The organism is Paenibacillus sp. S-38 (genome assembly GCF_049942825.1).
Lineage (GTDB): Bacteria > Bacillota > Bacilli > Paenibacillales > NBRC-103111 > Paenibacillus_G.
This window is the reverse complement of the sequence record NZ_CP187970.1, coordinates 1,505,183-1,525,912: the sequence shown is the minus strand read 5'-3', so window position 1 is coordinate 1,525,912 and position 20,730 is coordinate 1,505,183. Positions and strand designations below refer to the sequence as shown.

14 protein-coding genes are annotated in these 20,730 nt (G+C 60.8%); 7 read left to right on the top strand and 7 right to left on the bottom strand.

Going from position 1 to position 20,730, the window contains the following annotated elements; all coding sequences use genetic code 11:
* Positions 1-148: 148 nt before the first annotated feature.
* The 3 genes from ACP26L_RS07160 to ACP26L_RS07150 all read right to left on the bottom strand — a co-directional run bounded on the left by ACP26L_RS07160 (position 149) and on the right by ACP26L_RS07150 (position 10,690).
* The gene (locus tag ACP26L_RS07160; protein ID WP_426451873.1) at positions 149-544 is read right to left on the bottom strand and encodes a helix-turn-helix domain-containing protein; all 396 of its coding nucleotides are present in this window, start codon (positions 542-544) and stop codon (positions 149-151) included.
* Positions 545-763: 219 nt separating this feature from the next.
* Positions 764-2,530, bottom strand: a complete 1,767-nt coding sequence (locus ACP26L_RS07155; protein ID WP_426451872.1) for a glycoside hydrolase family 30 beta sandwich domain-containing protein — start codon at positions 2,528-2,530, stop codon at positions 764-766.
* A 315-nt stretch (positions 2,531-2,845) separates the two neighbouring features.
* Complete coding sequence (locus ACP26L_RS07150; protein WP_426451871.1) at positions 2,846-10,690, bottom strand: glycoside hydrolase family 3 N-terminal domain-containing protein; 7,845 nt, start codon at positions 10,688-10,690, stop codon at positions 2,846-2,848.
* 498 nt (positions 10,691-11,188) lie between these two features.
* On the opposite strand from ACP26L_RS07150, the gene ACP26L_RS07145 reads away from it, so the two are divergent.
* Positions 11,189-11,998, top strand: a complete 810-nt coding sequence (locus ACP26L_RS07145) for a DUF5995 family protein (protein WP_426451870.1) — start codon at positions 11,189-11,191, stop codon at positions 11,996-11,998.
* A gap of 206 nt (positions 11,999-12,204) precedes the next feature.
* Here ACP26L_RS07145 and ACP26L_RS07140 read toward each other — a convergent pair whose 3' ends face one another.
* The 3 genes from ACP26L_RS07140 to ACP26L_RS07130 all read right to left on the bottom strand — a co-directional run bounded on the left by ACP26L_RS07140 (position 12,205) and on the right by ACP26L_RS07130 (position 14,678).
* Positions 12,205-12,414 carry a hypothetical protein gene (locus ACP26L_RS07140; protein WP_426451869.1) on the bottom strand — a complete coding sequence of 70 codons (210 nt, stop codon included), beginning with the start codon at positions 12,412-12,414 and terminating at the stop codon, positions 12,205-12,207.
* A 41-nt stretch (positions 12,415-12,455) separates the two neighbouring features.
* On the bottom strand, positions 12,456-13,289 hold the full coding sequence (locus ACP26L_RS07135; RefSeq protein ID WP_426451868.1) for a hypothetical protein: 834 nt from the start codon (positions 13,287-13,289) through the stop codon (positions 12,456-12,458).
* Between the two features lie 159 nt (positions 13,290-13,448).
* A complete protein-coding gene (locus ACP26L_RS07130) occupies positions 13,449-14,678 on the bottom strand; it encodes an MFS transporter (protein ID WP_426451867.1) in 1,230 nt (409 codons plus the stop codon).
* A gap of 677 nt (positions 14,679-15,355) precedes the next feature.
* Between ACP26L_RS07130 and ACP26L_RS07125 the strand changes: the two genes are divergently transcribed.
* The gene (locus tag ACP26L_RS07125; RefSeq protein ID WP_426451866.1) at positions 15,356-16,342 is read left to right on the top strand and encodes an aldo/keto reductase; all 987 of its coding nucleotides are present in this window, start codon (positions 15,356-15,358) and stop codon (positions 16,340-16,342) included.
* A 1,204-nt stretch (positions 16,343-17,546) separates the two neighbouring features.
* Here the strand turns inward: ACP26L_RS07125 and ACP26L_RS07120 are convergent.
* The gene (locus ACP26L_RS07120) at positions 17,547-18,536 is read right to left on the bottom strand and encodes a Gfo/Idh/MocA family protein (protein WP_426451865.1); all 990 of its coding nucleotides are present in this window, start codon (positions 18,534-18,536) and stop codon (positions 17,547-17,549) included.
* 218 nt (positions 18,537-18,754) lie between these two features.
* Between ACP26L_RS07120 and ACP26L_RS07115 the strand changes: the two genes are divergently transcribed.
* From ACP26L_RS07115 to ACP26L_RS07095, 5 genes are all read left to right on the top strand, one after another.
* Complete coding sequence (locus ACP26L_RS07115; protein ID WP_426454846.1) at positions 18,755-18,946, top strand: hypothetical protein; 192 nt, start codon at positions 18,755-18,757, stop codon at positions 18,944-18,946.
* A 141-nt stretch (positions 18,947-19,087) separates the two neighbouring features.
* Entirely contained in the window at positions 19,088-19,339 is a 252-nt protein-coding gene (locus ACP26L_RS07110) for a hypothetical protein (RefSeq protein ID WP_426451864.1), read from the top strand.
* Complete coding sequence (locus ACP26L_RS07105; RefSeq protein WP_426451863.1) at positions 19,339-19,608, top strand: hypothetical protein; 270 nt, start codon at positions 19,339-19,341, stop codon at positions 19,606-19,608. Before ACP26L_RS07110 ends, ACP26L_RS07105 begins: the two co-directional genes overlap by 1 nt.
* Before the next feature lie 145 nt (positions 19,609-19,753).
* Positions 19,754-20,464, top strand: a complete 711-nt coding sequence (locus ACP26L_RS07100) for a hypothetical protein (RefSeq protein WP_426451862.1) — start codon at positions 19,754-19,756, stop codon at positions 20,462-20,464.
* 69 nt (positions 20,465-20,533) lie between these two features.
* Complete coding sequence (locus tag ACP26L_RS07095; RefSeq protein ID WP_426451861.1) at positions 20,534-20,716, top strand: hypothetical protein; 183 nt, start codon at positions 20,534-20,536, stop codon at positions 20,714-20,716.
* Positions 20,717-20,730 lie beyond the last annotated feature (14 nt).

Genomic DNA, 20,730 nt, shown 5'->3' with positions numbered 1-20,730 from the left:
GGCTTTTTACTGTATACCCCCCGCAAAACCAAAATCAAGGCCGCGGCAGAATCGAATCTGCCGCGGCCTTTTTGGAGTGGTGTCTGACTGCTTGGCTTGTGAATAACCATACAATGAACGTGACGAATGAGGTTGGCGAAATGCAGGATCATTCCGGCGCCACGGCCAGCCGCAAGCCCGGCTGGCGGCCTTGAACCAGTCGGAGCCCCTGCTCCAGCATGCCAAGGAGATAGTCGCCGGCCTGCGGGTCTGCAGCCGTCAGCTCCCGCAGCTCAAGCAGCACGCGTTCTAGGCGCGGGGATGCAGAGGCCTCCGGTTCCGGGGCCGCTTCCGTCTCTTCCTCCTTCGTCAGCTCTTCATCCACGGACCAGTACAGTTCCTTCTCGAGCCTCGAGAGGATCTCCAGCTGGATCGTCTGGGTCCGCCCGGTTTCCAGGTTGCGCAGATACCCTGGCGAGACGCCGAGTTCTTTGGCAAATTCGGTGACTTCCATGCCCTTCAGCTCTCTTAATTCGCGCAGCTGCTGGCCATACCATGTGCTCACGGTCAGTCCTCCCGTCGTCGGTCTGGTCTCCGGATTCTCGGAATCTTCCAATCCGGACTTCTACGTTGTACCAGTATCGACAAGAGAGAGGCGCAGTAAACCCGGGGCTTTAGGTAAAATCAGCCGCGCTCCCTGTGCGAAAACGGAGCTGCCGTTCGAATACAGACCGTGCCCGAACTATTGCCAAGCGTAACAGCCAAGCGTGTCCGGCCGAACGGGTTACCTTGCGATCAGCTGGAACGTCTCCCAAGTACCGACCGAGGTCTTATTCGCGATCAGCGGCGAGGCGCCGGCGTTGTCCGCGCAGACGAATCTGCCGTTAGCCGCCGCTTTCAGTGAGATGCCTCCGCTCACGCCGGCCGACTGGAACGTCTCCCAACCGCCGATGGATGTGCTCCGGGCAATCAGTGCGCTCCCCCCCGCGTTCTCCGCAGTGACGTACCTGCCGTTCGCGAGAGACTTCAGAGCGATATTCCCGCCGCCGAGATCCACTTTCTCGAACGTTTCCCAGCCGCTGACTGTAGAACTGCGGGCGATCAGCGGGTCCGCTCCGCCGTTCTCCGCCGCCACGTAGAGCCCGTTGGACGAAGCTTTGATCGCAACGAGGTCCCGGGTCGGATTCCCGCTCCACTTGTAGGTCACGACGGCCCCGGCGGGAAGGGAAGCGATGAACGCCTGCTTGCCCCACTTGATTTTGACATTCTGACTGGTGGAGGTCCGGTTATAGGCCACGACGACCTTGGAGCCGTCCGGATTCTTGAAGGCGACGTTCTCGAGAGTGCCGTCGTAGGAAGGCGTATCGATCCGATAAGCGCCCGGCACGACGAACTTGCTGAAATGCCCCATGAGGTAGTAATGCTGATTGTACGATACCTGATCCATGGCGTCGGAGCGGATCTTAAGCATGCCGTAGTTGATCGAACTCGCGAGCAGCGAAGGTCCGTTATTCTGGTCGAGAGCGATATTCCAGGCGATGAATGACTTCGACCAGTTGCGCGGAATCGTGATGAGCTCGTGCATGATGTTGCCAAACGTATCGTTCCAGGAGCCGAAGCCGCCCTCGGTGAACCAGATATCCTTGGCCGGATGCAGATTGTGCAGGATCGTCATCGCCGAAGGGTCTCCGCCGTAGTGGTGGAAGCCGCTGCCCGCGATGTAGCCCGCCGCCCCGGCATCCTTCAGGACCGTGTCCGGGTAGGACCAGTTATCGAAGTTATGGTCGTAGGCGATGATCTTCGTGTTCAGTCCCGCCCCCCGTAGTGCCGGCCCTAGATAATCGCGGATAAAACCGATCTGGTCGGCCGTCGACATGCTCATCGTAGGATAGGCGGTGGTGGTGTAGAGCGGCTCGTTCTGCGGCGTCAGGGCATAGATCGGGATGCCCTGCCCCTGATAGGCTTGAACGAACTTCGTCAAGTAATTGGCATAGGTGCTGTAGGCCTCCGGATTCAGATAGCCCCCGTTCATCGAGCCGGACGATTTCATCCAGGCCGGTGCGCTCCAGGGAGAGGCAATGACCTTGATCGACGGGTTCTTCGCCAGTGCCTGCTTCACCATCGGTAGGATGTAAGGCAGGTCCCTGGAGATGGAGAAGCTGTTCAGGCTCCAGTCCCAAGCGGTATCCGCGTAGCTGTAAGCCTCCCAGTTAAAATCCGAAGCCCCGACCGTCTGCCGGAGCAGGCTGAGTCCGATTCCCGTGGAGCCGAAGAGCTTCTCCATCACTTCCTCTCGCTTGGCCGCGGTCAGCTTGTTCTGCAGCAGCCAGGCGGAGGAATCGGTCAGCGAGGCTCCGAAGCCGTCCATCTGCTGGTATTTCAGATCCTCGTTCACATCAATGGTATACCCGGCACTTCCCGTATCCGCTCCGAATACGGCGTTCCCCTGCCTCGCAAGCGCTGCACTCCAATCCGGCTTGGACAGCCAAACCTCCACCGGCTCGCCCGCCGCCCGGGCCGGTGCAGCCGCCGAAATGGCGGAAACCGTCATCAAGACGGAGCATAGAACCAGTTTGGCCCCCGCCAGTTTCGTTTCAAGTTTCGTTTCCGGATGGAATCCCCATCTTCTCATCAATCCAATCACACCTTTCTTATTGGCTTATAATGAAATCGATTTCAATAAATTCACTAAAAGGCTGGATCACCTCCTGATCCTCATTTTATAAGGGACCGGGGGAGGGAAAAAGGATTCATTTTTCAGGTGGATGCACTAATTTTCAGGTGAGCAGGATGGATGGCAAGGAACAGAGGCGGCCCGAAAAAGAAAAGGAGCCCGGCGGAAAAACCGCCCAGACTCCCTTCCCTGTTATCGATGATACAGCCTGTCGATCAGCACTGCCGTCTCGGCACGGGTCGCCGTTCCCAGCGGATTCAGCCGGGAGCCGTCGCCTGTGATGAGGCCGCTCTTCACAAGGGCCGCCGCGCTTCCTTCCGCGTATGCAGATACATCCGCTCGGTCCGCGAAGCCGCCGAGTATGGAGACGTCCGCAGCCGGCAGTTCCTTGCCGGCGAGCTTCAGCGCCCGAGCAGCCAGCGTCATCATCTCCTGCCTGGAGACCGGAGACGCCGGGTCAAAGAAGCCGCCCTCCCTGCCTTCGGTGATCCCCAGCCTCTTCGCGATACCGACCGCCCCGTAATAATAATCGGAAGAATCGACATCTTCGAAATTACCGCTGAAGCTTGCGCTTAGATCCAGCCCCTTCACGAGCAGGAGGAGGAAGTCCGCCCGGGTTACCGGTGCCGACGGGGAGAACATCTTATCGGCCGTGCCTTCGATCACACCCTTGGCGGCCATCGTCTCGACAGCTTTGCGTGCCCATTCATAGGACGCAAGATCGCCGAAAGTCTTCGTGACGTAGGTGACCGCAAACGTGCTGAAATGTGTTGTCGTGAAGGTCACCAGCCCGCTTTCCTCGTCATAGCGGCCGCTTGGGACCGCCGACACTTCACCGTCCTGATTCACATACCGGACCGTAATCCGTTCGGGATGAGCCAGCTCCTGCGCATCGGGCTGATAAGGAATGGAGACGGACACCTTGGCGTCCGGATTGCTCCACTCGAACGGCCTGCCGTCTGCGAGCAGGCTCAGTTCGATCACCGGTCCGTCCCCCAGCTGCTGGCGAAGCGCTGTACTTAGCGAGGACGGATCTGCGCTGCCGATCCGCAGCTCGATCTGTTCCGCGCCGCCTGCGGAAGTCAGCATGCCGCTCGGAAGAATCAGAGAACCCGCTCCCGTAGCGATGTTCAGCGTATGCTTGCCGGACCCGGCTGTGAGGACCGAGGCCGGGAGGGTGATGCCGTAAGCCTTGGCGCCGGCAGCCTGCGGCACTTCGATCTTGACGGACGTGCGGCCTGCAAGCGCGTTGGACAGTTCTGCGGCCGGTACGGTCACCGCGGCGACCCCGGTCGACTCGTCAAGCGAAGGCTGCGGCGTCGTCAAGACCGACCCGCTGCCGGCAGACGGAGCGGGAGTACCGCCGGCACCGTCGCTTGGTGTGCCGCCGCTGTTACCGCCATCACTGCTGCCGCCATTGCTGCTGTCACCGCCAGCGTTTCCACCGCCGTTGTTGTCGCCACCACCGCCGTCGTTCCCGCCGCCGCTGCCCGGTGCCGTGATCACATAGGTGAATGCAGCGGCCGCACTGTCGGCCATGCCTTCCTTCACCGCAATCGCCTTGATCGTCGTTGTGCCGACCGGCACGGTGATCGCATGCTTATACTCCGTACCCGCAGCTGCGGTAGGGGTGCTGCCATCCAGCGTGTAATAAATCGCCGCTCCTTCCGTCTCCGAAGCGAGGACCACCTGCTGCGGTGCCGTGTAGCTGCCCGGACCCGGCGAAGCTACAGGTGCCGCCGCCGGCTCCAGTGGCTGCTCGCCCACTTCCACAACATACGTGTATGGTGCCACGAAGCTGTCTTTCAGCCCCGTCTTGACCGCAATCGCCCGGATCACCGTCAGCTCCGTTACCTTGATCGGCCCTGTATACGGCGTACTAGCCGAAGTAGGCAGCGTTCCGTCCAGCGTATAGAACACCGACGCCCCTTCCGTCGACGTGCTCAGCGTGATCTGCCGGCTGCCGTAGTACGTGCCGGCCCGTAGAGATGCTGCGGGTACGGCTGCCTGCTCCGTCACGGTCTGTTCGGGAGCATCCGCCGGCTGCAGCTCGAACCAGTCCAGATTGAATCCGTCGCCCTGGTCCAGCAGGGAGATCGTCTGCACGCCTTGTCGGAGGCTTACGACATGGGACGCTTCCTTATACGTCCCCCAGCCGCCCGTACCCGGCAGTGCGGCGGTACCCAGTACTTGGCCGCCTGCCGTGAAGGCTGCGGATACCCCGCCCTGCGCCGTCGCATACCGGTAAGTCACCCGGTAGTAGCCGTCCTCCAGCACGTCGACTAGATAATCGAGCGTATTGCCGGCGCTCATGTAGCCGATATTGCGGAACGCCGGGCTGGTGCCGCTTGCGGCATTGTCCTGAATGACGCCGACGGTCGCATTCGAGTAGCTTTCGGCCTCGACACGCAGATGACCGTCCTCACTCATGACCTGCGGGGCAGCCGGCTCCAGGGTCAAGCTGCCGAGCTCGAAGCCTCCTGCCTGGGCGTACACCCGCAGGATCTGCTCCCCTGCAGGAAGTGTAACCTGGCTTCCTACGGTCACCCAGTTCTTGTTATAGAGCTGCGGCACCGTGTATTCGGCCAGGGTCTCCCCCGCGCCGTTCTTCAGCACAATCCCTTTGGACGCGCCGGATTCAAACGTAATCCGAAGTGCGGCCAGATACGTGCCGGCCTGCGCCGCATCAATCTTATATTCCACATAGTCGCCGGCATCGAAGCCCGTCAGCTTGCGGGTGCCCTCAGGACCTTCGTCCGTTACGGCGCCCTGTACCTTATAGAACGCGTCGGCTGGCACGCGGCCCGGCACCGGCACCGCCTCCTGGCGGTTCACCGTACCGCTCAACACGACCGAAGCGGTGAGAGCCTCCACTCCGTCGGCATAAGCTTCCTTAGGCACCTTGACCTCGAGCTGCAGGTCCCCGTAATAAGCGGTTCCGTTCCAGCCGAGCGTGAGCTCCAGGTGCGAAGCATCCACCGCCCGGACGGATTTCAGGCTGACCCCGCCCTGCGTTACCGCCGTACCGGCCAGCGTGATGCCATCCAGAGCCTCGGCACGGAAGGCGCCGCCTTCGAGCGCAAGCCCCAGTACGCGGCTGTCCACCCCGTAAGGCAGTGGTCCGCCGCCGATCTCCAGCTCTTCGGCATCATCGACAGCCGAAAAAGCAACCCGGCTCCGCAGCACACCGGAAGCGTAGACGCTGCCGCTGACGGTCTCGTAGACCGCTGCCGTAACAGCCCCCCGGATGTCCTTATCGTAATCCGCGGTGCGGGTACCGCTCAGCACCACCTGAGCATGCCGGTCGTCCAATCGGGTTACGCTGCCGACGGACACGCCCTCCGCGCCCTCCAGGCTCCAGCGCTCTGCATGCAGCACCTCCTTGAAGGTGTCGTTGAGCAGCTCCAAGGTGACCGCCGTGCCGTTTTCCTGCCCTTCCGGTATCGGGACTCCTGCTGACGCTGCCAGTGTCGGCCCCACGGCGAGCCAGTCCAGACGGACCCGGCTGTCCTTCACGGTGAGCTTCAGTACGTGGTCGCCTGCCGGCAGGGTTATCGTATCTGACGCGTAGGCCCACTGGTCGCGGCCGCCCGTGTCCTGCAGGTACGTCGAACCGGCCACCGTTCCTCCCGTGGAGAGTTCCACGCTTGCCCGGCCGCCTTCCGAAGCGTACCGGTACGTCATCCGGTATTCCCCGCCTTCCTCCGCATGGAACGGATACTCGGCGCCCGCCCCTTCCGGCTCGAAGCTTACGGCAGCTCCGTCCGTGCTGCGGTCGAGCAGCGCGCCCGGCAGCTGCTGCGCAGATTCCGCTTCGATGAGACCCGGCACGCTGTGCGGCCCTTCCTCCGCCTTCGCCAGCACAAGATCCGTAAGCGCGTACCCGCGTCCGTTCGCCGTCAAGGTCAGCTTGTGGATACCTGCCTCGAGCGTCACTACCGCTCTGGCATAACCGGCCGTTCCACCGCCCGGCACCGCCTGTGACAGAGGGACCGCGGCGCCATCCTCTCCGTCCTTCTTCAACTGCAGAGACGCGTCCTGCGGAGCTCCCGTATAGCCAACATCCACCGTATACGTGCCGCTCTCGGCCGCGTTTACCAGGTAATCGAACGATGCCGGCGCCCCGGAGCCTTCATTCAATCCACCGATCGTACCGGTCTCCGCGTCAGCTGTATAGCTGCCTGAGGCTTCGTCAAAGTCCGCTGCGCGGATGGCACCCGGTACCGTCTGTTTGGCCGCTACGCGGTCCCACCGGTAGGTAGCTACCGACTTGGCCGGTACGGTCGCCGTAATCTGCGTCCCGTCGCTGAGCAGCTTCACCGGCTGATCCTCATTCGTCTGGTTGATCACGACCGTTACGATTTTCTTCCCGTCCGGGCTGCGGAAAGCCACGTTCGTCACCGTATCGGCCGAGCCGTAATTGCTGTCGATCCGTACATAGCCCGGCTCCACGAACTTCGTATACTGCCCGAGCAGGTAATATTCCGGCGCAAGCCAGTAGTTGTCCCGGTCCGCGGAATCCTGCACAAGTGGCGTCGGATCCGGCGTGCCGACCCATTGGTGGGTGCGGATGTCGCTGTCGAGCATCACGACCCAGGAGTTGTAGCTGCGCGCCCAGTTGCGGAAATACTGCGCCATCCGGTCCGCCCCCTTCGTGCCCCAGACGGCACGTTCGGAGAGGTAGACATGCTCATCCGGATACAGGTCGTGCAGCTTCGTCATTTCACCCAAGTCGCCGCCGTAGTCATGGAAGGCGGTGCCGTCCACGGCTTCGCGGTTCGCCGGGTCGCGCAGCAGCGGGGCAGGATAGGCCATCGTGTCGCCCGGATTATGGTCGAAGATCCACAGCTTCACGTGGGCGAACCCGTTGGCATCGAGCACCGCGCGCAGCAGCTTAGCGAGCTTCGCCTGCTGCTCCCAAGGCATCTTCGCGCTCGGGTATTCGATCTCGAGCAGCGGCTCGTTCTGCATCGTCATCGCTTCGATCTCGATCCCCTCGGCCCGGTAAGCCTGCAGGTATTTCAGATAATACTTCGCGAGCACCGGCAGATACTCGTCTTTGACCTGGCCCTTCATCAGCGAGTCCGTCGTCTTCATCCAGCCCGGAGGGCTCCAAGGGGAAGCGAAGAACTTCACGTCCGGGTTGATGCGCTGAATCTCCTTCACCGTGTCGATGATATGAAAGTCGCGGTCTTTCTGGATCGAAAAGTGCTTCAGATCGGGGTCCGTCCCGCCCGCCGGCATGTCATCGTAGCTGTAGAAGGTCTGCGCGGTAAAATCGGCCGTGCCGATCGTCAGCCGGATGAGGCTCATTCCTGCCCCCTCCTGGGGGTCCGCCAGCTTCCTCAGCACCTCCGTGCGCTTCGACGGGGACATCTTCCACAGATTATGCACCGTGGACTCCTCCATCGAAGACCCGATGCCAAGCATGGACTGGTAGGTCTTCTCCGGATCGATCTTTATCTCCGTGCCCGAAGCGCCGCCCGGCAACTGCATGACGAGATCCAGATTCGGCTGCGCCTCCAGCTTCTTGTCGCCCTCCCGGTATCTTGGCGCGTAGTACCACCGGATATCGCCCGGGTCGCGCTCATTGGTGATCCACGACTCCACCGCACCGGCCTTCACGACGGCTCCGCTTCCCGTATCACCGCCTCCGCCGTTGTCGGCGGGCACCTCACCCGTACGGCGGAATTCCAGCCAGTTCAGGTTAATCGAGCCGCCGAATTCCAGGCGCAGCTTCTGAACCCCCGCTTGCTTCAATACGACCTTCGCGGCCGTCCCCGTCTGCCAGCTCTGCCAGCCTCCGGTTGTCCCTCCCGTGAAAGTACCCGCCGTGCGGCCCGCCTCATCCTTGATCCGGATGCTCGTCGGACTGCCCATCTCCCCGGCATAGCGGAAATCCACCTCGTAGGTGCCCGCCTGCGACACATTCACGGTATAGTCGCTCCAATCGCCCGCGTCCGCAAAGCCGAGATTCTGCGTGCCCTCGGACGCTTTCTCAAGCTGAAGACCGCTTTGTGCGGCAAAATCCTCCGCTTCCACCCGGCCCGGAACGGCGTGGGCCGGATCGGCAGGCTGCCCCGGCTTCTCCGGCACAGGCGGAAGCTCAGGGGTCTCCTGCCCCTTCGTGAGCCCGTAGCCCGTTGGGAACAGTACATACGGCGAGTCCGCCGTCTTGATCGGATACGCCTCCACATAGAACGGCCAGCGCATCGGCAGTCTGCCTGTAAAGTCGTTCTCGCCGAAGAGCACATCCGCAATCCCGGCGCCTTCCGTCCCCGGAAGCCAGGCGGCGATCAGCCCCGCCCAATCCTTCAGCTGTTCGGTCACCGTCATCGGACGCCCCGAGACCAGCACGACCAGGATCGGAATCCCGGGGTCCGCGCTGCGGATGTTCTCCAGCGTTGCGAGGTCTTCCGTATCGAGGTTCAGGTTCGCCGTATCGCCGTTCGTCTCCGCATACGGCTTCTCGCCGAGCACCGCAATCGCCACATCATACCCGGCCGCACCGCGGCCGTGCTTGTTGTAGGTCACGGTCCGCTTGTCCCCGGCCGCCTCCCGGATGCCCTGCAGGATCGTGGTTCCCGGTGTCGTCGGGCCGCTCTGGCCCTGCCAGGTGATCGACCACCCGCCCGCCTGGTTCCCGATGTCATCGGCATTCTTGCCCGCGACGAAGATCTTCTTCATCGAGGGGAGCTTCGACAGCAGCGGCTGCCCGTTCACCTTGTCGTTCTTGAGCAGCACCAGCGATTCACGCACCGCCTGTCTTGCCGTCTCCCGGTGTTCTGCGGAGCCGAAAGAAGCCGCCAGGTCTCCGTTCGTCTTGGGCTGCTCGAAGACGCCGGATTCGAACTTCACGCGCAGGATGCGTGCCACCGCGTCGTCCACGCGCTCGTTCTTGATGCCGCCCTCGTCCACATTTTCCTTGAGATAGCGGACGATATCCCGCCACTTCTCCGCCTCCATGAACATATCTACGCCGGCATTGACCGCCGCGCGGACCTGCTCCTTCAGTCCGCTCACCGGCCGGCCTTCCCAATCCTTCGTAATCTGGTCCACGCCGTTCCAGTCCGTGATGACGAAGCCCCGGAAGCCCAGCTCGCCCTTCAGCTTGTCCGTAAGCAGCGGCTTGCTTGCGTGCATTTTCAGCCCCTGGATGCTGTTGTAGGACGCCATGACGGACTTCACACCGGCATCGACCGCCTGCTTGTACATCGCCAGCTCCCGCTCCAGCAGCTCCCGGATCTCTTCCTCGGTGTACGTCTTCGTGGACACGTCCCCCTGATTCGTGCCGTTGTCGGTATAGCCCTCGCCCATAAAATGCTTTGCCGTCGCCACCACCTTGTCCGGCCGGCTGAGCTCCGAGCCGCCCGCTCCCTGCAGCCCCTGGATGTAAGCTGCACCAAGCTGCCCCGCAGTGACCGAATCGTCTCCGAAGCCTTCGTAGGTGCGTCCCCAGCGCGGGTTCTGCACATCGGCGATCGTCGGCCCGAACGCGTAATTGACTCCGGTCGCCCTCATCTCCTTCGCCGTCAGGGCGCCAAGCCTCTTCATCAGCTCGGGATTGCGGGCAGCGCCGAGCCCGATGTTATGCGGAATGAGCGTGGCCCCGATGACATTGCTGTGCCCGTGCACCGCATCTACGCCGTAGAGCAGCGGGATGCCCAGGCGGGTCGACAATGCGCCGTCCTGGTAGCTGTCATAGAGCTCCGCCCATTTCTCCCGCGTACTGTTCGCCTGCTTACCGCCGGGGAAGGAGCCTCCTCCGCTCAGCATAGAGCCCAGATGGTACGTCTTCACATCCTCCGGTGTCGCATAAGCCCGCTCCCCCTGGACCATCTGCCCCACCTTCTCATCCAGCGTCATGCGCCCGAGCAGATCCTGCACCCGCTCCTCCACCGGCAGCTTCGGGTTCCAGTAAGGTGCGAGCTCCGCCGGCGATCCAGCCGCCGAGACAGGTGCCATATACGGTGACGCAAAGGTCGAGCCCAGCAGCACTGCAGCCGTCACCGCAGATAGTGTTCGTTTCAGCTTCAACGTTGTCTTCCCCCATCCGATTCTTCATGGAATCGATTTCATTTTTACTCTCTCTCATTGTAAAGCAGCGCCTCTTCCCGGATTAGGTCTCATTTTTCAGGTGAAGTTCTCCGTTTTTAGGGTGAAGCCCCGTTTCTCTCCGTGAGACCGCACATGCTTGCGCTGCGGAAAAGCCAGAGCACGCAAATAAACGCCTCCTATTCACCTGCTCCCATGCCTTCGCAAAGTACCCCCACACACCGGTGTAGAAAAACAGGCGGGAGGATTAGCCCCTTGTGTGAAAAGTCCTACCTGCCGCCTGAAGAGCGTGCTAAGATGAGAGCATGAAATCTTCTGGAAACAAGATAAACGGCTTCGCCGTCCTCTACGGACGATGTGCGTTTATAAGAAATAGAAGATGACGGGATCGAGTCCTGGCGAGATATAAATTCTTATAGTTCAAGGAAAGCAGCCTAACCGGAACCCTCCGGCGAACACAACAACGAGGAAATGCGGGGAATGAACATGAACGGAGCATACGGCGGTGCGCGGACGATTGATGAGGTGCTGCTGCAGCTTGACCGGGTTGTGGAAGATGCAAGGTCGTCCTCCTCCCGGCTCGGCTATTTCGCAGCCTTGTACCGGATGGTGACAAGGAAGGTGAAGGAAGGCATCGCCCAATGCTTCTTCGAGGACGGTCCGCGGATGGAGCGGCTCGATGTGATTTTTGCCAATCGCTACCTGGAAGCGCTGAACGCCCACCTGCACGGAGGACGCCCTACGGACTGCTGGGCCCTCTCGTTCAAGGCCGCGCAGAATCCGCGGCTCCTGATCCTGCAGCACCTGCTGCTCGGAATGAACGCCCACATCAACTACGATCTGGGCATTGCGGCAGCACAAACTTCCCCGGGAGCGGAGCTCGGCAGCCTGTATGCCGACTTCAACAAGATCAACTCCATTCTAGCCGGGCTTATCGGCCAGGTAGTCGACGAGATTCAGGAGCTGTCCCCGTGGATCCGGCTGCTCGACAAGATCGACACAAAAGCCGAATTCGCCGTGATCAACTTCAGCATGCTGAAGGCCCGGGACTGTGCCTGGCAGGTGGCCGAGCGGCTGGCACTCGGCGACGAAGCAGCCGATACTTCGTACCTTCTGCAGCTCGATAACGACGTTACGTACCTAGGCGGCAAAGTGACTGATCCCGGATTCTGGCTGAACCTCGGGCTTGGGGTGATCCGGTCCCGGGAGAGCAGCGACATTCCCCGCGTCATCGATGTGCTTGGCGGCACGGATACGGACGTGGTGCATCCACTCGGTCAGGCGGTTTGAACGCTTCGAGCAGGGGATGTGCGCTCCGCCCGCAGCTAACGCAAATAAGGCCCGGCCACCTCTTGGCCAGGCCGAACCGGGAGATCCCGCAGGGGGATCTCTCTTATTGCTGATCCGCATGCTGCACCGTAATGGCTTTCCCCAGGATCGACGTGTACAGGACAAAACCAACCGCTTGATCCCGGCTGTCCAGACTATGGCTGCGGTTATCCCCCGATGCCGAACACCGTCCCTTTCGGCACCACCGTTTCGGGAAAATGACGGACATTATTCGGTCTTCCCTGCTCTGCAGCCCGCTTGAGCCCGTCCGCTAGATACGGCTCATCGAGAATTTGTCCGTCGAGGTATACCGTGTCGCCTGTCCGCCTGCCAGCGCAATGATCCGCTTGAAGTACACCCCCCAAGGCATACTCCATATACACCAAATGGAAAGCACGAAAAATGCTTCTGCATCTGCTCAGCGGGAAAATACGACCTTGATCAGCGCGGGCACCGCGATGAACTGCAGATACGCACCCGGTTCCCCGGCAAGCTCGGGGCTAATTTTGATGAGATCGGCACCGCCGGAGAAGGCATCCCCGTTACGCGAAGGCAGCCCGCCGTTGTAGAAGCGGATGAGCTCCCGGCCCGACGCGTCCAGGATCCGGAAGGACGTGCCGAGCAGGTCGTCGCTTTCCACCCCGCCGGTCGTCAGGCCGTTCCGGTCCCGGAGCTCCATCCTCGCCTTCACCCACCCCTGCTTGCAGCTGGCGATCAAGGCTCCGTCCGGCAACCGGATGTCGATGGGCGAGTTGATTCCTCCCCGCTGCGTGAGATAGAGCCGGGTTACACCGCTGCGGTCCGTCACGACGAAGCTCTTCGGCAGAAACGGCCTGAGGCTGTCCAAGATCCAATCGGCCGCAAAAATCCATCTCCGGCTCGTCTCCCGAAACTCCAGCAGCAGCTCCCCATCCACCGAGAAGTAGCGGATCAGCGCCCGCATCCCCCCTTGCTGCATCAGCATCATTTCCCGGTCCCGGTGAAGAAAAGGATCCCCGCCTTCCCCCAGCTCACTATGGCTCTCCCTGCGCTCCTCAGGAAAATAATCCGCCTTCCGCTTCTGGGCTGCTGCGAATCCTATCATAAACAGAGCCAATAGAACCATGCCGCACACGTTAATCGCCCATACCTGCTGGGATGACCAGCCGTTCTTCCACTCCAGCAAGCCATACACCGCCGCGGCAGCGAAGAGGATCAGCCCTAGCTGCCTTCCTATCCGCGCATTCTTCTCATGATGCTTCTTCCAATCCATGGCTTCCCTCCTTCAGCACTGCTCAGTGAACTCTTCGGCCTTCTTACTAATGGACGGTCTTATTATGGAAAAGGTTACCTGTCAATGCAGAAAGTCCGGGAGATGCTTCTCCCGGACTTTCTGATTGGGATTCCGGCCATGAATTCCGGCCTTTCTTCTTTATTCTCCGGCCCCCACCGCATCTTCGCTCCGGATCCTCGCCCCGAGGAACAGCAGCAGTCCGGCAAGCCCCAGCGCTCCGACGAACAGCATCATTCCCCCGAACGGCAGTGCCCCGTTCAGCGAAGTGCCGATGAGCGGACCCGCGGTCCCGCGGATGCCGAACAGCATCAGGTGCAGTCCAAAGACGACGGCCTCCCTCCCTCTCGCGAAACGGAACACGAAGGCCATGCAGCCGATATCCCAGACGGCATCGCTGATCCCTTGGATGCCGCTCGCCACCATGACCGCAGGGAAGCTGCCGACAAGACCATACAGGAACGGAACCGTCGTCATCGCCGTCAGTCCGCAGGCCATCACCGCCTGAGGCGAGAAGCGGTCGATCGCCCACCCGGCGATCAGGTAGGCGAGCAGCATACAGGCAAAGTACGACATCCGCAGATACCCGATCTGCGCGTTGCTAAGTCCAAGCTCGTTCACCTGGTAGATCGCATACAAGGGACTCGCGAGCATGTTGCCGAAGCCGGCAAGACTCGTCGCCGCAAGGAAAACAAGCACCGGCCGGTTGCCGCGCAGCAAACGCAGCTGGCCGAAAAGCGACAGGCGAAGCGCTTTTCCTTTGCCGCCGGCGAAGAAGCGAGGGACCTCGCGCACCCTCTGGAACGCGATCAGCGAGAGCGCTCCTGTAGCAGCGGCTACAAGCAGGGGGCCCGTGCTGCCGGCGGCGTCGATCCACAGGCCGGTCACCCAGGCCAGCGGCAGCATCAGCAGGCCCATGATCACGCGTACATTGCCCATCAGACGTCCCCGCTGATCGGCCGGATAGAGCCGGGTCATCAAGGCGGCATAGGCCGGCGCCTGTATGCCCATGAGCAGGTGGAACAGGAAGGCCGTCATCACGAACATCACCGGCGTCGAGTAAAGCGCCGGGACGATCAGCAGCAGCCGCCCGATGAGGTTCGGGAGCAGGAAGAACGGCTTCGGCGAACGCCCCTCCATCAGCCCCGCCCAGGCAGGCGAGAAGAGCAGTCCCACAGCCGGTGCGGCGGCGAGCAGGCCCACCTGCAGATCGCTGGCCCCATGGCGCAGGGCAATCGGAATATAGAATTGATTGAATACCACGTTGAACAAGCTGAATACCGATCCGGCGATCATATCCCACCGGAAGTTATGCCAAGTGTCCCTGCTTATGCGCAGCCCCGAGAAATTAATGACTCTGTCTTCATCCATCCGTCTCTCTCCATCTCCCATGACCATGCTTCCATAAATTCACACTATTATGGATTTTACTACGGAAGTCAGGCTATTCCCATGCCCATTTGCGATAGGTGAGACTCCGATTCCTCTCGGTTCCCCGGGCAAAAGCTGAGACCGGAGAAGGGATCGATGCGCCGATAGCGTTCCGTTATAATTGTTTTTTCCATTTGATTTCCTGCTTCCCTCCCCCATAATGAGGAACGGAAAGGAAGTGGAGCGGATGCATTACTTTGAACTCGAGCTTCAAATGACAGAAAGGCAGCAGATCATCCGGCAGCGAAGCCGCGGCCTGCTGCGCAGATCCATAAGTCACGTATGGCGCACATCACACGGGTACACTTTGACCCTTCTGACCTGGGTCGTCACAGCGGGCTAGGCTTGGAAAGGCGCATCATCCGGCGGATGTCAGCGCTGATATCAGGCTGTTCCGACCGGTCCTAGGCGGATAAGGGCCGGCCGTTCAGGCGAGGCTGCAGCGGGGCCACAAACGCCGCTCGGAAGCCATAACCGAGGGAGCCTGCGGGATGCTTGGTTGGGGCGTTCTGCGCTTCACGAACGGTCTTCTTGAACTCCCGCGGCCGGAGCGCTACACTGGAGAAGACTGGAACATATTGGGACTCTATGAATATCACTGGAGAGGCGGTATGAAGATGAAGACACGAACACTCGGCAGAAGCAAGCTGGAGGTCTCGACGCTCGGACTCGGCTGTATGGGCATGTCCGATTTCTACAGCGGGCGGGATGAGCAAGAATCGATCCGTACCATTCACCGGGCGCTGGAGCTCGGCGTCACCTTCTTGGATACCGCCGACATGTACGGCGTAGGCCGCAATGAGGAGCTCGTTGGCCGTGCGGTCCAAGGCCGCCGGGACGGGGTCATCCTGGCGACGAAGTACGGCAACGTGCGCAGTGAAGACGGCCGGTTCCTTGGCGTGAACGGACGGCCGGAGTATGTCCGTTCGGCCTGCGAAGCGAGTCTGCGCCGTCTCGGCGTGGACTACATTGACCTGTACTACCAGCACCGGGTCGATCCGAATACGCCGATCGAAGAGACGGTCGGCGCGATGGCCGAGCTCGTGCGGGAGGGCAAGGTCCGCCATATCGGCCTGTCGGAAGCGGGGCCTGCGACCATCCGCCGGGCTCATGCCGTGCATCCCGTCACCGCCCTTCAGACGGAGTATTCGCTCTGGAGCCGCGACGTCGAGGATGAGATTCTCCCCGTATGCCGGGAGCTTGGGATCGGCTTCGTGCCGTACAGTCCGCTCGGCCGCGGCTTCCTCACGGGGCAGATCCGCCGGTTCGAGGATCTGGCGGAGGACGACTACCGCCGTTTCTCCCCCCGCTTCCAGGGCGAGAACTTCCAGAAGAATCTCGATCTCGTCGAGCGGATCCGGGAGATCGCAGCGGCCAAGAACGTGCAGCCTTCGCAGCTCGCGCTCGCCTGGCTGCTTGCACAGGGCGACGACATCGTGCCGATTCCCGGCACGAAGCGCACCGCTTATCTTGAGGAGAATGTCGGGGCGCTCGATATCGAGCTGACGCCGGAAGAACTCCGCCGCATCGACGAAGCCGCCCCGAAGGGTGCCGCCGCCGGCAGCCGGTATCCGGAAGCGAGCATGAGCAGCCTGAATTTGTAAGACGCTGCGAGTTGAATGGCGGAGTGCACGCGGTGGTGAACCGACCGCTGATTCGCGCGCGGTGAGAGGGGTACCGAGGCTGTAGCGGAGCGGACGGCGCGATGCGCACGGCACGAGGCGGGCGGCGCCTAGCCGACGGCGTCAAGCGGGCGGCGCCAAGCAAGCCTTCCATGCGGAGATAGTGTCTCGAGGAGGCCTTGAGGGAGCATCACGAGGCTTTGCTGCGGGTGGAGTGGGTATCCGAACGGGCCCGGATTTTGCGTGATGAGGTCTGTGTGCCATAACCGATCCTTCCCCGGCAGCTGGAATCAACTCTCATCCGGGGGGACCAGCCCTTGAAGCACCGCATTTTGAGGACAGTTTTGAGATAACGGAACTGAGATGCCTTATCCGGGTATTTCCCGTGATTTCCCAAAGAATAGCGGAACTCATGTTCCTTATTCGCTCTCCATCGGCTGGATTTCATCCGGTGGAGAGTCAATAGGGAATCGTAGTTCCACTATTTGTCTGAAGCGGCCTTCCAGACCGACGATAACGAATCTGAGTTCCGCTATTCTCTGAAGAGGCCTTGCAGAACGGCCCCTGAAGGGGCCTCCCGGCTGAAAAGAGCCTCCTGCCGGAGCTGATCTTCCTGCAGATCTCCTCAAGGAACGCCTATCCGCTTACGCCGCGACCATGAAAACGCGAATAGGACCTGGCTGTCTGCCAAGTCCTATTTTGCGTTAATATGCCACCGATCAATCGGAGCATGAGCCGGAGCAGTTTTGCGACCCGGCACATAGGCCGGCTTCTCCCAGACGGGCTACGTCCGCACCGGTCGGCCGCTGGAACCTTCGCGACGCGCTCTGCCTCAGCCGCCGCAAGCCGCCACGGCTGCACACGCCCACCGCTCCCTAGGATCGGCCGCTGCTCAACCTTGGCTTTCCGTCGGGAATACGAGGCCGATCTGTTTGCGCGCCCTCCATACCCTAGACTCTGCAAGTGAGCCATTCGATAGGCGTTACAAGCCTATCCGCCTATCCTGAGCATGAGCCGGAGAAGTAGAAGAACGCTTGTTTTGCGGCACGGCACATAGGCCGGCTCCTCCCAGACCGGCTATGTCCGCACCGGCCGGTCGTTTGGAGCCTCCACAGCGTGCTCTGGCTCAGCCGCAGCAATCCGCCACGGCTGCACACGCCCACCGCTCCCTAGCGTCGGCCGCCGCTCACCCTTGGCTGTCCGCGGGGAACACGAGGCCGATCTGTCTGCGCGCCTCCTCGATGACCTGCATTACAGCCAGCGAGGTTCCATGCGAATTGACGGCAGACTCCGTCTTCCCCGCTTCGAGCAGAGCTGCGAATTCCATCACTTCGTAGTACATCGAAGGGTGCTCCGTCGGCTGCGTCAGGTCCTCCACCCGGCCGTCCTTGTACCGGATCTCGACGCGGCCCGGCTCGTTAATGCGGTCAATGACCATCGTCCCGAGCTCCCCTTGAATCTCCGCAGGCAGGTAGGAGTTGGCAATTTTGGAATGCATTATGACCCCGTCCATTCCCCCGTACTTCAGCAGCAGGCTGCCTTCTCCGTCCACACCGGACTCCAGCATGAACGCTTCAGCCTGCACCCGCTCCGGCCGGCCGAACAGGACGACCATCGGATAAATGCAGTACACGCCGAGATCCATCAGCGATCCGTTAGAGAATTCCGGCTTGAACGCATTAAGCACATTCCCCTGCTTGTACGCGTCATAGCGCGACGAATATTGCCCGTAGCTCGCCGTGTACCTCCGGATCGGGCCAATCTTATGCAGATGCTCCTGAACCGCGCGGAAGTTCGGCATCAGCGTGGACTTTACCGCCTCCATCAAAAGAACCTGATTGCCTTTGGCCGCATCGATCATTTCCTGAACTTCGCGCGTATGGGAGGCGAGCGGTTTTTCGCAGAGCACATGCTTCCCGTGGTTCATCAGCTGAACCGCGTATCTCGCATGCAGGGAATTCGGGCTCGCGATGTACACGGCATCGAACTCCGTACTCTGTCCAAAGGCCTCCAGATCCGTATACACGTGAGGAATGCCGTACTTCTCCGCGAACTCCCTCCCCTTCTCCTCCGTCCTCGAATAAACGGCCGTGAAGGACACTTTGTCCGTGAGCAGCGCGGCTTGAATGAAGGTCTCCGTAATCCAGTTCGTCCCGATAATTCCGAATCTCACCATCGTTATTTCATTCCCTCTCTATATGTATGAATTCGTTTCTCTCTGTATCAGGCCTGCTCCAGATCTGCGCAAGCATGACCTTCTCTGAACAGTATAGCAGAATCTCCCGCCCCGTCCCAAAGAACGTTTCCATGCCGCACGCGCTCTTTCTTCCAACGCAGGATTTTGATAGGATGACAAGGATAGGTACCCATATGAATAACAAGAGGTGGATGGTTATGCGTACGGAAGATCAGATCCGGAGAAAAGTGAATGAACTGCTGCTGCAAAAAAAATCGGTGGAAGAACGTCTGGCTGCCGCGGAAGAAGACCGCAAAGCGGGCCTGCAGTCCGATCTCGACCGGCTCGATGATATGATTCTGCTGCTCGAATGGGTGCTGAACAAGCCGGTGGGCAGTTATCACGGGTAATATGGTCAAAAGAAGGAAAGCCTAGTATGCCAGCAGAGATTAAGATGGTATAGCCTCCCTCCTCATAGGGCATCGCTAAAGAGAGCTCCTTGGGGAAGGAACATAGCCTATGTTGATAAAGCCATTTTATGGGCAGCCTTTTTGCTGCCTTGGGTTTCCCTCGTCTTCCTGGACCGCGAGACGCTCCGCCGGTATCTGCCCGTGGCGGTCGCCGCCGCCCTGATCAATACGATCGTGGGCCAGATGGCATGGACATACGGGTGGTGGAGGTTCAATGAGACGCTGTTCGCCTGGGACCGGGTCATCTCCCTGTTCTCCGTCTACGGTTTCTTTCTGGCGGGCACAGTATGGATTTTTGTATTCGACTTCCGACGATTCTGGGGGTGTACCTGATGACGAATTTGGCGGTCGACCTGGCCTACGGCCGCGGGCTGACCGTACTGCTGGACAAGCTCAGCGCAAGGGAGAACGGCACGGTCACCCCCCTGTCCAATTTGGCGCTGATGACCGGCATAGCATTGATCCTGTACGCCTATCAGAAGTGGCAGGAGGGGGACTTGCTGCCGGCCAAGCCAAAAATGCCGAGGAAGACTGCTGGGCTGGAGCAGCGGCTGGGCATCCGGGTTCTGTCGAAGTCGAAGCGGATCAAAGCGAAAACATAACGGAAGTGCGAGAACAAGGGACGCTGCGTCTCTTGTTTTTTTGTCGGCTGGGGCTGCCATACACTCGGAAGGCCTAAGGGAACACTATCACCTCCGTCAGCGTCCATAAGGAGGCAGTCCGAAGCTGATTTGCCCTCTGTAGAGATTGGAGAGATACAAAGATGAAAAAGAAACCGAGCTGCGCACTCCCGCTCCTGCTGTTCCTCTCGCAGCATGCTCCCCCCTGTCCCCCCAAGCCGATATTGGGACCCTGGAGCCTGCAGCGGACCGGGCCGCAGCGCCTGCCGCCTCTGTACCTACTGCCGTGGGTCCCCAAAACGAGGCACCCGGACCTGTCTACGTCAAGCCGGAGAACCTGAAGGCCGTGCCCCTGGTCTTTGGTCCGATCGAGTCCCCGGCTCTGGAGAAAGCGGCTGCGCCTGAGGCAGCGGCTCCATCCAAAGTATATGAGTGCGGCCCCGCCCCCGGACTGCCTTCCTGTTCGGTCTACCTGTACGAAGAACGAGCAGACAACGGCTATAGAGGAGTCCGTGTTTTCTTGAAGGCTCCGGACGGGTGGTATGCCGCAGGCGGCTCCATAGCGGGAGATGCAGGCTCGCTCGCGGTACGTTTTTTGCCTCAGGGAGGCGGCCCTGCCGGAGACAGCCCCATAGAGATCGCGATCGGCGGTGCGCGGGACGACAGCTATGCCGGGCTGGTACGCACCCTCTTCTACGATGCGGAAAAGGAGCTATGGCGGATGCAGGACTTTCAAGGACATGACGTGCAGCGGCTCGATCTCAATCAGGACAGGCAGCACGAATGGGTCAGCCCGTCCGTGGGTTTTGTTCCGCCAAGCATTGGGATCTACCGCTGAAACCCCGCCGTTCAGGGGTACGAATACACGATCGTGGAGAACCATGCGGCCCCCGCTTTTGGGTTGACAATGGAGCAAGTTCCACTGCAGGCTTACCTGTTCCAAGAGGGCGGGGAGTGGATCATCGAAATCGGGCCTGCGGACCGGTATGGTTTCTTCCGGCAAGAGGGGGATCTGCTGGTTCCCGCCAGACTGAAGGATTCCCACAGCCGGCTGATGGACCTTCGGCGGACGCAGGGTCACGTGCACTAGGCAGCGCCAAGCGC